Source organism: Psychrobacter sp. CMS30, assembly GCF_904846565.1.
Lineage (GTDB): Bacteria > Pseudomonadota > Gammaproteobacteria > Pseudomonadales > Moraxellaceae > Psychrobacter > Psychrobacter maritimus.
Window position 1 is genome coordinate 1 of sequence record NZ_CAJHBF010000021.1, and the last position, 14,561, is coordinate 14,561.

Here is a 14,561-nt window from a genome sequence, read left to right on the forward strand (position 1 = left end):
GAGCCTAATATTAGCGGAGAATGAATCATGCAACCAATATTTGCGACACAGACAGCCAGTATCTCAGAGCTGAAAAACAACCCTTCGGCACTGATTAAACAATCAGACGGTGAGTCTATTGCTATTTTAAACCACAATAAACCTGTCGCTTACTTAGTTTCCACAGACATGTATGAGCGCATGATGGAAGCGATGGACGATATGGCATTAAGCCAAACGGTTAGCGCACGGATGAATGACGGGCAAACACCTGTAAAGGTTACATTGGATGACTTATAGTCTTGAATTTCATCCTTTAGCATTAAAAGAATGGAAAAAGTTAGCGCCCAGTATTCAGCAGCAGTTTAAGAAAAAATTACAGCAGCGCTTAGCAAACCCTCGTGTTCCTGCGTCAAAACTCTCAGGACATACAGACGCCTATAAAATTAAATTACGCACCATAGGCTATCGTCTGGTTTATACCGTCAAAGATGACGTGGTGGTGGTTTATGTGCTAGCCGTAGGCAAAAGAGAAAACAATAAGGTATATGAAAGCCTTGTGTCGCGCCAACCATAATTGAAACACACAAAGAATAAAAATGACGGAGGTCATAGACGTGCAATATACCGCAATCATCAAAGACGGTGGTTTGTTTATCCCTAACGTATTTTCCGACCTAAACGATGGTGGCTCGCATATCGTGCAAGTAGAAGTCGATATCGAGGAAGTTCGTCAGCAATTAAGTAGCAGCGCAATGCCAAAGATGGACGCGCCAAAACCAGCAAAAAAACCAGCAAAAAAGCCGCTAAAAAAAGAAACACACAAAGCCGCAGAGGTAGATTTAAGTACGCTGCGTAAGAGCGCTATCGATGAGCTAGAAGGATTAGATGATAGTGAGCTTAGCGAGATTTTTAAAGCTTATATGAATGATGGACAAGAACCAACGCAAATATCGCTAGAAAACCTATAACGTATTTTTACTGATACAGTAAAAATCGTATTTTAAAAACAGTAAATCCAATTTTAGATTAACTATTTGTATAACTTATAAAGGTAGAACGATGACTTACTCGATTTTTTCCCAAACGCCAAACAATGCGCTAAAAGAGCCGATGTTCTTTGGTCAGCCGGTCAACGTGGCGCGTTATGACCAACAAAAGCATCCTATCTTTGAGCAATTGATTGAAAAGCAGCTGTCGTTCTTTTGGCGTCCAGAAGAAGTCGATGTGTCACGCGACCGTATCGACTATGGCAATCTGTCGTCACATGAGCAGCATATCTTTATCAGTAACCTAAAATATCAGACCCTACTCGACTCTATCCAAGGTCGTAGCCCAAACGTGGTGTTATTGCCACTGGTGTCTATCCCTGAGCTTGAAACGTGGATTGAAACGTGGACGTTTTCTGAGACCATTCACTCGCGCAGCTATACTCATATCATTCGTAATATCGTCAATGATCCGGGTATTGTCTTTGATGACATTATGCAAAACGAACACATTTTAGGGCGCGCGGCTGACATCGCCAAGTACTACGATGACTTGTACTACAACTCACAGCTCTACAATATGTATGGCGCAGGCACTCATACCGTCAATGGAAAAGAGGTAACCGTTAGCTTAAAATCGCTGAAAAAACAGCTGTATTTATGCTTGATGGCGGTTAACGTCTTAGAAGCCATTCGCTTTTATGTGTCGTTTGCCTGCTCTTTTGCTTTTGCTGAGCGTAAGCTGATGGAAGGTAACGCCAAGATTATTAAATTAATCGCCCGTGATGAGGCGCTACATTTAACCGGTACGCAGCATATCCTAAACTTGATGCGTAATGGCAGAGATGACCCAGAGATGGTCGATATTGCCTATGAGTGCTATCAAGAAAGCATCGATATCTTTACCAAAGCGGCTGAGCAAGAAAAAGAATGGGCCGGTTATCTGTTTAAAGATGGCTCAATGATTGGTCTCAATAAAGACATTCTTTGCCAATATATCGAATTTATCACCAACTTACGTATGGAAGCGGTTGGCTTGCCAGTGGCATTCCCGAACTCTAAATCAAATCCGATTCCGTGGATTAATACTTGGTTGTCTTCTGACAATGTCCAAGTTGCGCCGCAAGAAACTGAAATCAGCTCGTACTTGGTCGGTCAGATTGACTCGGATTTATCAGACAGCGATTTTGATGACTTTGAACTTTAAAAGCGTTGAACTTTAAGAGCTTTGATGTTTAAAAGCTTTTGGCTTAAATAGAGTTAAAAGTTAATCACGTAATTTTAATGGCTTAACCTTACTATTTTAAGGTTAAGCCAATGTTATTTTAGGAAGATTTTATCATTTAAAAGAACCATCACATTGGCTTTGAATGCGATGGGAAAATTAAGAGAAGGTTGAATTATGACTTGGGTAATGACGAGTAAGAAGCAATTCTACTTGCATGATGACGAAAGTCTGCTCGATGGATTGCTACGCACCGGACATGATATCAATTATCAATGTAAGGAAGGTTATTGTGGCAGTTGCCGCATCAAGCGCATCGCCAGCTCACACGTTATTGATTATCCGTTTGAGCCACTTGCCATGATTGAAAAAGATGAAATCCTGCCCTGCTGCTGTCGGGTGCAAGGGGTGATTTATATCAATGATGAGTCTTTTGCAAAATAGCAGCCGTTGTTAATATTAAATATTGTTAATAAAAGCTGTCACCAATAAAAACCATTATTTAAAGAAAGCCATTATTTAAAAAGCCCGATAAAAAAAGCGCGTTATCTGTAAGATAACTCGCTTTTTTATTATTTATAACACTCTAAAACCGTTTTGATTAAACTTTACGTATAGAGCATGGCGTTATAAAGCATAGCACTATAAAGGTGCGCCATCTCTTTCAAATAGCTGTAATAACTCTTCACGCATACGGTCACGTTCAGCTTCTGACATCATAGGTACTTCTGCTCTATCACCTTGTAGACTTGGATCTTCCATACCGCCAAGCGTTTCATCATGAATCACGACAGGGCTCGCCATTGGCTCTTGCGCCGGACGTTCCTCTAGTAATATCTTCACTTGGGCATTTTTACCGCGGCGTAAGATTTGCGCGTTGAGCGTGGTATTCGGTGCTTTACGAGCAACATACTGAATCAAGGTATTGGCATCCGTCATCTCAACGCCGTCAATCGTCAGGACGATATCACCAACGCGTAGACCACTTTTAGCAGCGGGGCTCTTAGGAACGACGTTTAGCACTTCTACCCCAGTTGAGGTTTCTAGCTGGGTTGGGTCGCGTAATTGTGACTGTATCTCAATCCCTAACCAACCACGGCTGACCTTACCGTCTTTAATCAGCGCATTCATCACCTGCTCAACGATAGCCGTAGGAATGGCAAAGCCGATACCCATTGAGCCACCAGAACGCGAGAAAATTACCGTATTGATGCCGACCAACTCACCGTGCGCATCAACCAAAGCGCCACCTGAGTTACCAGGGTTGATAGCGGCATCGGTTTGGATAAAGTCTTCAAACTTATTGACCCCAAGCCCCGTACGACCTGTCGCTGATATAATGCCTTGGGTTACGGTTTGACCAACGCCAAACGGATTACCAATCGCTAGCGCTAAATCGCCCACGCGAATAGGATCTTCACGGAAACCAAGTGGCGTCAGACCCGTCATATCGACTTTAATCACCGCCAAATCACTGTCAGTATCAGTACCGATGATTTGCGCGCGGCTCTTACGCCCGTCGTTAAAGGCAACAGTAATCTCATCGGCTTTTTCGATGACATGGGCGTTGGTGACGATATAACCATCTTCTGACACGATTACGCCAGAGCCTAAGTTGGTATTGCCCTGCTCTTGTGATGGACCACCATGAAACTCAAAGAAGCGGCGCAACACCGGATCATTCATATAAGGATGCTCGGCCATCGTTTGGGTGGTATAAATATTCACCACCGACTGCGAGGCACGGGCAACCGCATTATGATAAGAAGAAATAGGCGCTGGCGTCTCTGCCACAGGCGCTGAGGCTTGCTGCTCAGCAGGCGTGGTTCTAGGTGGCTCCCAAGCCTGCTCTGATGCCGCCTTCATACTCGCAAACAACCAGATAAATGCTACAGTGACTACAAGTAACAAAATCCAAGGTAACCATTTTACCAGACCAGCCTTGTCATTGGCGTTCCGAGATGACGACATATAAAAACCTCTATATTATTTTAGAAACAGTATTTGTAACGATGTTTTTGTAAAAGTAACAATAGCTTTGTAGCAATAGCTTCGTAAAAATAGCTTTGTAAAAACAGTAAATGATGAATAAGCCAAAAAATTTCTGAGCAGTCCGCTGTGATTGGGCGCAAAACCAGATAGGATACGCGCTATGAATCATATAGGCTCAGGTATGCAAATTATAACTGGCAACACGGGCAAATAGTAACGCATCGTGTACCGTTTCAGTTATTCGCCTTGTCTACTCTTTTACAGCGCCATGCTAAAATGGCGATGATAGAAACCCAGATTATTTATAACATACATAATTTATAAATTGGTATTTTGATTATTTACTATAAACACTTAAACCATTTAAGCAGTAAAATCGAAGCCGTTATAAAACGAATGATAAAACCAATATAGTGCAAAACTGCAACAATTATAAGGAAAGACCATGACCGCGCACAATACCTTGAACCCATCCGCAAGCGAATCTTCAACCCAGATATCAGATACGGCGATTAGCACGCAAGCTTTAACAGAATTTTGTGACGAATACCTATCGGCGCCAGCCTTTAAAGACTATGCCCCCAATGGTTTACAGGTAGATGGCGGCCGACCTATCCAGCGCATCGTTACCGGTGTCACCGCGTGTGAGGCGTTAATTGACGCCGCGATTGCTGATAATGCCGATGCCATTTTGGTGCATCATGGCTATTTTTGGAAAGGCGAGCCTGCGCCCATCACCGGTATGAAAGGTCAGCGTATCCGCAAACTGATGCAACATGGCATCTCTTTGATTGGCTATCATCTGCCGCTTGATGCCCATCCTCGCATTGGCAATAACGCCAAGCTGGCTGAACTACTTGATATGAGTATCATTGGCGCGCTTTATCCTACCGAATCACATCCGGTTGGCAATATTGCTACTTGTACACCGCAAAGTGCTCAAAGTCTAATCACCCAGATTACTGAGGCGCTAGGACGCCTGCCCTTACATATCTCTGCTCATTATCAAACTTCAGATACCAATCAATCTGATGGGCAAAATGACAGGCTTATCGAACGGGTGGGTATCTGTACCGGCGGCGCGCAAGATATGATTGAGCAAGCGGCACTGATGGGCTGCGATGCGTTCATCTCAGGTGAGATATCAGAGCGCACCACACATATTGCTCGTGAGCTTGGTATTGATTATTTTGCTTGCGGCCATCATGCAACAGAGCGTGGCGGCATTCAAGCATTGGGTGAACTGGTTGCTGAGCAATTTGGCTTACCGGTGACTTTCATAGATATCGATAATCCAGCCTAATCATTCAGCCAATTTATCATATTTATGATAATTTTCGTGGCTTTAACGCTGTTTCAGCGCTATTTAAATGCTAATTTTCACATTTTAAGCGCCATGCAGGCGCTTTATTCCCTATCGCAATCGCTTTTTATGACGTTTATTGTCAGCAGATTAGTAAAAACGAGGTCTTTTTTTACCGTTTATAGCGCTATTGTTAAGTTTTATCGCTAATTTATTAACTCTACTTGAATAATATGATGAATATCCGCATATTAGTACCTGAAGAAAGAACGTCTTGTCATGAGACTTCCCATTTTTTATAGCTTCCGGTTATGGTGCTAAAACAGGGTTTATCGTCTAAAAGCCTATTTTTAACTCATTAGGTTTTTGGCAGTGAGCAATCAAATACTATTTTTGTATGGTTAATTTTTAATTAGTTTTTTTAATTAGTTTTTTTAATTAATTAGTTTTTTTAATTAATTAGTTTTCTAATTAATTGGCTTTCTAATTAAATAGTACACCCTGTTTTTAGCGTCGCGATACTGCTTAAGCAAAGTTTGTCCGCTACTTATTGTTAATGAGTAGTTAGATAGAATGTTTGCTTGTTTTTATCGCTGGACAGTACATATTACTGATCATCTACTCTACTACAAACTATTTAAAGAGTAGCTGGTTAGTAATATGAGCGTTGCAACGATTAAGTGCAGCTGTACCGCACTTATCCGACGTTTTTGTCTCAATAACTTATTCATGACCTTACCTATGTTTACGATAGTTGAATAACGGGTCTTTTATTCAGTAGCAACCCTAACATCGATGAAGGAATCATCCGATTTATACCCTTCGCGGTGTTGTGCGTCTTTTTTTTAGAGCGTTTTTTTTAGAATAGTGTTTAAGATGATTTCTATTTTAAAAAAGTTTAAACAAAGACGGCATTGGGTATTGGCTAGCTGATTAAGAGACTTGAGCGCTAACGCTTATATAATGCATGTTAGCCCCACTATATGTAAACAAGATGACATTGTTCCTTATTTTATTGATAAGAGCGATATTATCTAAAATGCAACGCCAGTTTATGCCGCTTATATAGCAATACGCTTTTGATAAGCATATATAAGCAGCATGAATTGACGAGGCTTTTTTATGGTATGCAGGATGGCTAAAACTAGGAGACATCCATGCAGCGTATTACTTATCGTGTGAAAGTATCTGCGCAAGGGGCCAAACGCCGTATCTCATACTTACTGCGTCCATCTAAGCGCCTACTGCACACCAAAAGTAACATCGTTCCAGTCGTTGCACCTATTAAAGTAGCTCGTTTTGCCAAAACTAATTTCTCTAAAACTAAAAAGTTGGCACAAGTATCTAGCATCGCCATGCTCTCTCTACCTGCTGAGAGTCTGATGACGATGGGCGCACCCATACCAGCTTATGACCATGTCATGCTGGAGAACACTCTGACCATTGCTGCCGTGCCAGGTGATAGCACCTACTTTGCGACCGATGGCTTTCAGCACGGTTTCGGCTACGACTTGGTGCGTAGTTATGCTGACGAGCTTGGGGTAAAAATCGATTTAAAAGCTTATGCCAGTGAAGAAGCGGCATTAAGAGCGTTAAAATCAGGCGATGCCGATATGGCATTGACCACTGCCAGCACCCAACTAAAAAGTCAATTGAGCTTATCTTCAGTCAATGTCAGCTGCGGCTATGACGCCAGCTTGACCAAAAATGGTCTACATCCTAAAGTCAGCTGGACGTTTAATTCAGCCAATGACCCGTTATCACAAAAAGCCAGTTACTTCTTATGTGATAGCATGAAGCTTGAGCATACTCAGAAACTGGCCGCGTTTTATAATCAAAACTTATTAAAAGACGCTTATAGCCAAGACCATTTTAAGAAAACCTTGACCGAGAAACTGCCCGACTATCAGTCTTCGTTTCAAGAGCAAGCGCGCAATTACAACCATGATTGGGAGCTGCTCGTCGCCATGGGTTATCAAGAGTCGCATCTAAATGCCAATGCCGTGTCTCCAACAGGCGTACGCGGTATTATGATGCTGACCAATAATACGGCCAAAGCGATGGGCGTCTCTGACCGCGTTGACCCTTATCAAAGTATCGGCGGCGGCGCGCGTTATTTGGAACAAGTCAAAGAGGACTTCGCCGATGTACCAAAGACCGACCGCATCTGGTTTGCCCTAGCAGGTTACAACATGGGTCCTAATGCGGTAAAAAGTATCCAGCGTAAATTAAGGGCGCAAGGAATCGATGATAAAAGCTGGGCAAATATATATGCCTACTTATCTGAGAACAGAGCCTCAAATAGCCGTTATGGTCAAGCGATGCATTATGTAAGTAATATTAGAAGTTATCTTGAGACCATTAAAACTCAAACGGTTTAATAACTTTTCTTTTTAAAAGACTGTTAGTAAAAGCCGTTAAATAGAATACGTATAAAACCTTGTTAATAAAAAACTTTGTCAATAAAAAAGCTGCTCTTATAAAAGAGCAGCTTTTTTTAATGCTTAAAATTTATTAAATGCGGCTACATTCTACATTAGCGATTCGGTACGGTTAAACGTTGACCGCGTTGTAGCATGGTATCTACAGCGATATTATTCATATCCGCAAGCTCTTTGGTTGAGACACCATATTTACGTGCCAATCCAATCAAGCTATCGCCTGATCCAACGGTATAGCTTACCGTCGCTTTTGGTACTTTAATCGTTTGACCACGTTGTAACTGGGCATTGGTCGCCAAATCGTTTGTCGCTGCTAAATCCTCTACCGAGATGCCAAACTGACGCGCTAAGGCAATAAGACCATCACCAGATTTGACTTTGTAGCTCTCAGTATTACCAAGTTTTTTGCCGCTACTGCTTGCGGTTTCTGCACCGGCGCTGCTGGTGCTCTTGTTACTGGTGCTACTAGTATTACTGTTAGCTGTACTAGGAGCGCTTACTGTGCCATTGGCAGGAATGGTAATCGTACGACCAAGGATTAAATTAGAATTGGTTTTCAAATTATTGGCGGCTGCCAAATCACCCAAACCGATATTGTAACGCTGCGCAACGCCCGTCAAGGTATCGCCGGATTTTACTTTATAACTGACTGCTTTGTCATTGAGCTGACGATCTACCAAATCTTTAGTGACCGGTACTTTAATCGTTTGACCACGTTGCAAGCGAGCTTTAGCATCAAAGTTGCTATTCACCGCTGCCAATTCTTCAGGACTGATGCCAACGCTATTTGCAATACCAATTAAAGTATCACCTGATTTGACTTTATAATTGGTCGTTGCCACTGAGCTTGACGTGCTTGCAGTCGTATTGCTGCTTGTACTATTCGACGTATTGTTAGATGCACTACTAGACGTAGCAGCCGCAGGCGTAAAGTCTACATTGGCTGGTACTTTTAAGGTCTGACCAACGTATAGTGAGTCAGTCGTGCCCATATTATTTAACGTCGCCAAGGTGGTAGTCGGTACATTAAACTGGCGTGATAAAGCAATCAGACCATCACCGGGTTTGACTTTATAATTCTTGGTTACCGTGCTCGATTTACTAGGTTTGGTCGATGGTGCAGCAGGCGTGGTTGCAGGCGCGGTTACTTTACCAGGAACCAGCCATAGTTTTTGACCGCGTAGCAAGTCCGCTCTACTGCTCAAATTATTATAAGTAGCTAGCTGAGTCACCGATAAACCAAAGCGATTGGCCGTACCGATAAGGGTATCACCGCCTTGTACCACATAGCTTTCAGGTTGGCTTGCCGCTGTAGTACTGGCATTGCTCAAGGGTTCGATAGATTTGGCGTTATATAAGTATAACGTGCTGCCCGCTAGCAGATTGGCGCTAGCGTCTATTTGGTTCCATTCAGCGATATCACGCCAGCTGACGCCCGCACGACTGGCGATATTTGCCAAGGTATCGCCACGTTTTACCGTATAAGTGCTACGCGTGCCTTGTGGTTTTGGCTTACTAACCGAGGTTTTTGGGAAACTTAATTTCTTTTCTTGACCACTGGCCTCTAGAACCGACTGCTGCGTCTGTACGGCTGATAAATTGATATTACCATCGGCATTAATGACTTTGGTTTCAGGCGTACTGATGCGAATCTGACTGGCAATGAAATCGCGCTCTTCTTTGCTTAGTGGTGGCTCTTGAATAATAGTATTGTTTTGCGTGATTTGTGCCGATGTGGTCGGTAAGCTGTTACTGCTTTTTAGCTCAGCGTTAATCTTTTTGGTTTCTGCAGAAGTCAGCGGTGGCTCAGTACGGAATGAGGTATTGCTGCTATAAACAGAGCTGCTCGTCGGTGAAACCGTCGGCGGAATATAGCTGGTGGTTTGCTGCGGTACACTGGCGCTCGCCGCGTAATCAGCAAGGGCGCTACCAGTAGAAGGTAATGATCCACCGCTAGTATAAGGCTTATTGTTATAGCTCGGCGTAGTAGAAGTAGAGCCTGAATAGCTTGGCGTGCTACTGCTGCTAGTGTTACTAGAAGCAATCACATTACTACTGCCATTCCCTCTCAAGGCGCTCAGCTTGGCATCTGTCGTCAAGCTGACATCATTAGGAATAATGATACGCTGTGGACCAGATGAATCAATACGAGCTGAAGTCAGCGCGGTATTCAGTCTTTCTAGCTCGTCATAACTGACCCCAGTCACCTGTGCGACTTCGGCTAAGCTGACGCCATAATTTACTGGCACACTACGGAAATGCTGACGGTTAGCAATAGCAGGCAGATAAACACCATATTGCTCAGGCTTGGCGACGATTTCAGCAACCGCTAAAAAGCGCGGTACGTAGTTCATGGTCTCTGTTGGCAGTCTTAGTGACCAGTAATCGGTCGGCAAGCCACGAGCAGCATTGGCATCGATGGCTTTTTGCACACGACCAGGACCGGCGTTATAAGCGGCTAGTGCCAGCTCCCAACTACCGAACTGGTTATGCAATGCGGTCAAAAAGTCATAAGCGGCACGTGTTGATTCAATCACATCACGGCGACCATCATAAGTGCTACTTTGATTTAGACCATAGATACGCCCTGTACTCGGGATAAACTGCCATAAACCTGCTGCCGCCGCACTACTGGTACCACTTGGATCGTAGGAGCTCTCAATGACAGGCAATAACGCAAGTTCGGTTGGAATATTACGACGCTCGGCTTCTCGAACGGTATGGTAAAGGTAGCGACTGGCACGCGCGGTCAAACGGTTGAGATAGTCTTGACGACTGGTAAACCAACCTTTTTGCGCTTCAATACGCTGATTATAAACAGGTTGACCACCATTCATACGGTAGCCTGCCCGCAAGCGATTCCATAAATCACCATATTGTTGAATCGCAAGTTTATTGCCTTCCACCATAGTCATGTCGGTGGCTTCTAATAAATCAGCCAACTCATCTAAGCTTTCAGCATCCAAGAACGCCGTTGAATAATCAGCGCCCGTACTTGGCTTAGTAACTTGAGCGACAGGACGCTTGGTAACCACAGCTGAGCTGCCGGTCGCACCCGTCTTTTTCACCGCCGACGTATTACTACAAGCGCTGATAAGCAAAGTCGACACCGCAAGCGTCAGTGGTAAAGCGATAAATGAGCGAGATTTTGATGACACAGTAGACATGATAGTGGAAGTTTCCTAACAACAATAAGTGATAAAATAAAGTTAATCGACAGTATAGTACGCAATATCAAACAAAGACCAGCCTATTATGAAAGATAATGAGTAGAATTTAATCCACTCTATCTCTCAATGGCTGAATAGCGATATTATTTATACGATTTATTAACTAACTCTGCTAGCGATGGCTCATTGATGACTAATTGACATTACTTACTAATAAAGTAGTAATGATTAATTAATCGCCACTTGTGACACAGCACGTAAAAGCACCGCATTACCAGTCGATAAAGTAAGCGTTACTCTCGATGTCGTGACAAATGAGACCTTTTGCCCATCTTTTACCCAGCTTTCATTGGTAGTGACATTGGCTTTTGCTTGCTCACCGGTAATAACAATATTATCCACATTGATATCGTAGCGATAATTTGAGGTATTACTCCAACTGTTTTGCAGTAATTTTAGATAAGCATCTTTGTCAAGACTGGTAGACTTACCTTTTCTTGACATAGAAATCAGCGCATCGTCAGATACGAGGCGCGCGACCTGATTAAGACTTTGGCTATTGGCTGCTGACTTCATGGCCGTCGCATAGTTTTGCACCAAAGCTTCGGTCATGGTTGCCGCTTGCGCGCTGATAGTCATGGTGCTGGCAGCCGCCACTATCGCAGTCACGCTAGCGCTTTTCATCAATAGAGCCAACAGCCCTTTTCCCCATAATCTTTTCATGATATTCCTTAGTGATACTATTGTCGTCTATATCGTCATGGTCAGGTATGATTTTCATCATGCCCTCATACAATGACGCTTAACGGTAATGTATCATTTAATTATAAAGTGCTGCTCTGGTAGATAAACAGTTATCATATAAATTGAAACAAGTCGTGCTTTTATCAGTTAAGTATTTTACATCTAGCTAAATCAAAGCTGTTTAGCAGCCTTCTGTTATGATAATTTCAGCCTATCACTAAATTCTCACAGCCATGTGACACCCTGTGTAATTATTGCGAATATCATCAAAGTTGACTGCCTAGAGTAAAAAATGACCGCTTAGCTTAAATGCTATGACTAAGTAGCATTACTAGATATCATGCAATGTAAAATATATTGCTCTTTATAGAAACTATCTATTATAAGAACTGCCTAAATGATTCATAACTTAAGCAGCTTTATCGAACGCATTTTTAATATCTGTTTTTAATATCTACATTTCTAATAGCGGTGTTTCTAATAGTTGTGTTTCTAATAGCTATGGTTCTAATGCTTATTCTCGGTATGGATGTCTTCATACTGCTCATCATCACTCAGCTTCATACCCAAGCGCTCAACACGTCTGTCCATCATCTGCCGAGCTAACGCTTGCATGTCTTCGACGCGGTCTATTTCATCGACAATCTCAAGACCCAACAAGGTCTCAAACACATCTTCTAATGTCACTAAGCCTTTCACCTCGCCATACTCACCAACGGTAATGGCGATATGAATACGGTTTTTTAGCATCAGCTCTAACAAATCAAACAATTTCATCTTTGAAAATACAAAGGTAATATCACGTTTGAACTGCGTCAAGGGTTTATGTACCGCATGATTGACTTTTGCCAACAACATGTCGGTTTTTAAGACAAAACCGGTGATATTGTCTAAATCACCATCATAAATCGGCAGGCGCGAAAAAGTAAGTTTTGGACGGTCAACCAATAATTCAGCAACGGTTTTATTTTCTTCAAACGCCAGCATCACCGAACGCGGGGTCATAATATCTTCAACTTTAATAGCACCAAATGCCAATAAGTTACGAATGATGCGCGACTCTAATGGGTCGATTTGTCCTGACTCTTCGCCGATACTGGCGAGCGCCGCAAACTCTCGGCGACTAAAGGTTACCGGCTCTTTGCCTCGTACCAATAATTTGGTCAGTTTTTCTGATATCCAGATTAATGGGTATAGCAGCAAAATAATACCGCGTACAAAATAAGCCACCATGCCACTTAATTGACGCCAATAGACTGTGCCTAACGTTTTTGGAATAATCTCAGATAAAAATAAAATTGCCAAGGTCATAATGGCAGAAAATAGCCCAAACCAAGCGCTACCAAAAACAATCGTCGCCTGTGCACCAGCGCCAATAGAACCTAAGGTATGTGCAACCGTGTTTAAGGTTAAGATAGCCGCTAATGACTGATCGATATTATCAATCTTTAAGCGTCTTAGCATGTTGGCTTTTTTGGGGTTAGTCTCTTGAACATCGGCGATATATGACGGCGTCATACTGAGTAATGCAGACTCTGCCAACGAACAAATAAATGAGATACCAATCGCTACTACCACAAATAAGATAAGCAGTAGAACGCTGGTCGGGCTTGGGTCTGCTAAGGCATCAGCAGCCAGCACCGATTGCGGCAGTAATAGAGTGAGGAATAGCGTTATCAATGCAGATAACGTAGCAAGCCGTTTTATAACAAAACGCCACATATTAAGGCGCATCATACCGAAGTAATTTTTACTAAAGCGAGTATAGCCACCCATCGTCGGGGGAGGTTCAGCGGATGCGTCTTTACGACAGGCGCGCGGACGGTATAAACGAGGTACAGATATAAAAGAGGTGAACAAGTTAGGTAACCTAAACAAAGAAGTAAAAGGAAGTCGCAATATATCATGAGCTGACGGCAGCAGATAGAAAATAATAGCCGATAACGTCTAATTTTTATCTATTTAACGACCAAAATCATGCTCAAGACAGCCTATTATACCCCCATTTATAGCGATATAAACCCTCGTTTAATCGTAGCGGCAATAATGGTATATCATAGTAAATAACCATTTGTATCAAATACATAGTGTATACAACAAAGCTATTTTTTGAATATCGTGAAAATGTACCAATTGATATATTCACTTAATAGTCGGCTTTTACTGCTTACTGAGCACTCTGCCCTTTAGCCCCAATCATCCTATCATTTAGAAGAGCAAAACGATTGTTAGGCTAAATATTGGCGGTCAGTATGTTAAATGGGTAACAAAAACACGCCTAGCCTATGATTAACAGTTACCAAGTCTGGGATTTTTTGTTACTATGCCTGTAAATTTATTGTTATCTATGACTTACTGAGAGAAATTATGAGCTTTTTTATTCAAGCTGCCCATGCTGCGCCAGAAACTGCCGGAGCTGCGTCACTATTTGGTCAAATCTTGTTGCCAGTGGCATTTTTTGCCATTTTTTACTTTTTGGTGATTCGTCCACAGTCAAAACGCACCAAAGAGCACCGCGCTATGGTCAATTCATTGACTGTTGGTAGCGAAATCATCTTTGCTGGCGGCCTTATGGGTCGTATCAAAGCACTAGAAGGCGATTATGCGGTTGTGAGCTTAAACAACAACACGGACGTTAAAGTACAACGTGCTTCTGTTATTTCAGTATTGCCCGCTGGTACTATCGAAAGCGTTTAAGCATTATCGATGTATTTGATG

Annotated in this window: 12 protein-coding genes; 8 read left to right on the forward strand and 4 right to left on the reverse strand. The window is 42.6% G+C overall.

Annotated features, from left to right (window positions below):
* Positions 1-27: 27 nt before the first annotated feature.
* The 5 genes from JMX94_RS10750 (at position 28) to yfaE (ending at position 2,637) form a co-directional block, all read left to right on the forward strand.
* Positions 28-279, forward strand: coding sequence for a type II toxin-antitoxin system Phd/YefM family antitoxin (locus JMX94_RS10750; RefSeq protein WP_201565345.1), 252 nt, complete (start codon positions 28-30; stop codon positions 277-279).
* On the forward strand, positions 269-556 hold the full coding sequence (locus JMX94_RS10755) for a type II toxin-antitoxin system RelE/ParE family toxin (RefSeq protein ID WP_201565346.1): 288 nt from the start codon (positions 269-271) through the stop codon (positions 554-556). Before JMX94_RS10750 ends, JMX94_RS10755 begins: the two co-directional genes overlap by 11 nt.
* Positions 557-578: 22 nt before the next feature.
* A complete protein-coding gene (locus tag JMX94_RS10760; RefSeq protein WP_227673614.1) occupies positions 579-950 on the forward strand; it encodes a hypothetical protein in 372 nt (123 codons plus the stop codon).
* A 91-nt stretch (positions 951-1,041) separates the two neighbouring features.
* A complete protein-coding gene (nrdB, locus tag JMX94_RS10765) occupies positions 1,042-2,175 on the forward strand; it encodes a class Ia ribonucleoside-diphosphate reductase subunit beta (protein ID WP_201565347.1) in 1,134 nt (377 codons plus the stop codon).
* Positions 2,176-2,370: 195 nt separating this feature from the next.
* The gene (gene yfaE, locus JMX94_RS10770; protein ID WP_183617826.1) at positions 2,371-2,637 is read left to right on the forward strand and encodes a class I ribonucleotide reductase maintenance protein YfaE; all 267 of its coding nucleotides are present in this window, start codon (positions 2,371-2,373) and stop codon (positions 2,635-2,637) included.
* Positions 2,638-2,835: 198 nt separating this feature from the next.
* On the opposite strand, the gene JMX94_RS10775 is transcribed toward yfaE, so the two are convergent.
* Positions 2,836-4,164, reverse strand: coding sequence for a S1C family serine protease (locus JMX94_RS10775; RefSeq protein ID WP_201565348.1), 1,329 nt, complete (start codon positions 4,162-4,164; stop codon positions 2,836-2,838).
* 466 nt (positions 4,165-4,630) lie between these two features.
* Between JMX94_RS10775 and JMX94_RS10780 the strand changes: the two genes are divergently transcribed.
* Together JMX94_RS10780 and JMX94_RS10785 are read left to right on the forward strand one after the other, a co-directional pair.
* Positions 4,631-5,488 (forward strand): Nif3-like dinuclear metal center hexameric protein, encoded by an 858-nt coding sequence (locus JMX94_RS10780; protein WP_201565349.1) that lies wholly within the window; start codon positions 4,631-4,633, stop codon positions 5,486-5,488.
* A gap of 1,157 nt (positions 5,489-6,645) precedes the next feature.
* Positions 6,646-7,869 (forward strand): transglycosylase SLT domain-containing protein, encoded by a 1,224-nt coding sequence (locus tag JMX94_RS10785; RefSeq protein ID WP_201565350.1) that lies wholly within the window; start codon positions 6,646-6,648, stop codon positions 7,867-7,869.
* A 155-nt stretch (positions 7,870-8,024) separates the two neighbouring features.
* Here the strand turns inward: JMX94_RS10785 and JMX94_RS10790 are convergent, their stop codons facing one another.
* From JMX94_RS10790 to JMX94_RS10800, 3 genes are all read right to left on the reverse strand, one after another.
* A complete protein-coding gene (locus tag JMX94_RS10790; RefSeq protein WP_201565351.1) occupies positions 8,025-11,096 on the reverse strand; it encodes a LysM peptidoglycan-binding domain-containing protein in 3,072 nt (1,023 codons plus the stop codon).
* A 231-nt stretch (positions 11,097-11,327) separates the two neighbouring features.
* Positions 11,328-11,822 carry a nuclear transport factor 2 family protein gene (locus JMX94_RS10795; protein ID WP_201565352.1) on the reverse strand — a complete coding sequence of 165 codons (495 nt, stop codon included), beginning with the start codon at positions 11,820-11,822 and terminating at the stop codon, positions 11,328-11,330.
* A gap of 528 nt (positions 11,823-12,350) precedes the next feature.
* Complete coding sequence (locus JMX94_RS10800; protein ID WP_201565383.1) at positions 12,351-13,688, reverse strand: CNNM domain-containing protein; 1,338 nt, start codon at positions 13,686-13,688, stop codon at positions 12,351-12,353.
* Between the two features lie 522 nt (positions 13,689-14,210).
* Between JMX94_RS10800 and yajC the strand changes: the two genes are divergently transcribed.
* Positions 14,211-14,540: a preprotein translocase subunit YajC gene (gene yajC / locus JMX94_RS10805; protein WP_201543085.1), complete on the forward strand. Its 330-nt coding sequence runs from the start codon at positions 14,211-14,213 to the stop codon at positions 14,538-14,540.
* The last annotated feature ends 21 nt before the right edge of the window (positions 14,541-14,561 follow it).

What these genes read in the sequence shown, in the direction of transcription:
- JMX94_RS10790 (WP_201565351.1), bottom strand. Translation starts at nt 11,096, where the DNA reads ATGTCTACTGTGTCATCAAAATCTCGCTCATTTATCGCTTTACCACTG.
- JMX94_RS10775 (WP_201565348.1), bottom strand. Translation starts at nt 4,164, where the DNA reads ATGTCGTCATCTCGGAACGCCAATGACAAGGCTGGTCTGGTAAAATGG.
- yfaE (WP_183617826.1), top strand. Translation starts at nt 2,371, where the DNA reads ATGACTTGGGTAATGACGAGTAAGAAGCAATTCTACTTGCATGATGAC.
- JMX94_RS10760 (WP_227673614.1), top strand. Translation starts at nt 579, where the DNA reads ATGACGGAGGTCATAGACGTGCAATATACCGCAATCATCAAAGACGGT.
- JMX94_RS10785 (WP_201565350.1), top strand. Translation starts at nt 6,646, where the DNA reads ATGCAGCGTATTACTTATCGTGTGAAAGTATCTGCGCAAGGGGCCAAA.
- JMX94_RS10780 (WP_201565349.1), top strand. Translation starts at nt 4,631, where the DNA reads ATGACCGCGCACAATACCTTGAACCCATCCGCAAGCGAATCTTCAACC.
- yajC (WP_201543085.1), top strand. Translation starts at nt 14,211, where the DNA reads ATGAGCTTTTTTATTCAAGCTGCCCATGCTGCGCCAGAAACTGCCGGA.
- JMX94_RS10795 (WP_201565352.1), bottom strand. Translation starts at nt 11,822, where the DNA reads ATGAAAAGATTATGGGGAAAAGGGCTGTTGGCTCTATTGATGAAAAGC.
- JMX94_RS10755 (WP_201565346.1), top strand. Translation starts at nt 269, where the DNA reads ATGACTTATAGTCTTGAATTTCATCCTTTAGCATTAAAAGAATGGAAA.
- nrdB (WP_201565347.1), top strand. Translation starts at nt 1,042, where the DNA reads ATGACTTACTCGATTTTTTCCCAAACGCCAAACAATGCGCTAAAAGAG.
- JMX94_RS10750 (WP_201565345.1), top strand. Translation starts at nt 28, where the DNA reads ATGCAACCAATATTTGCGACACAGACAGCCAGTATCTCAGAGCTGAAA.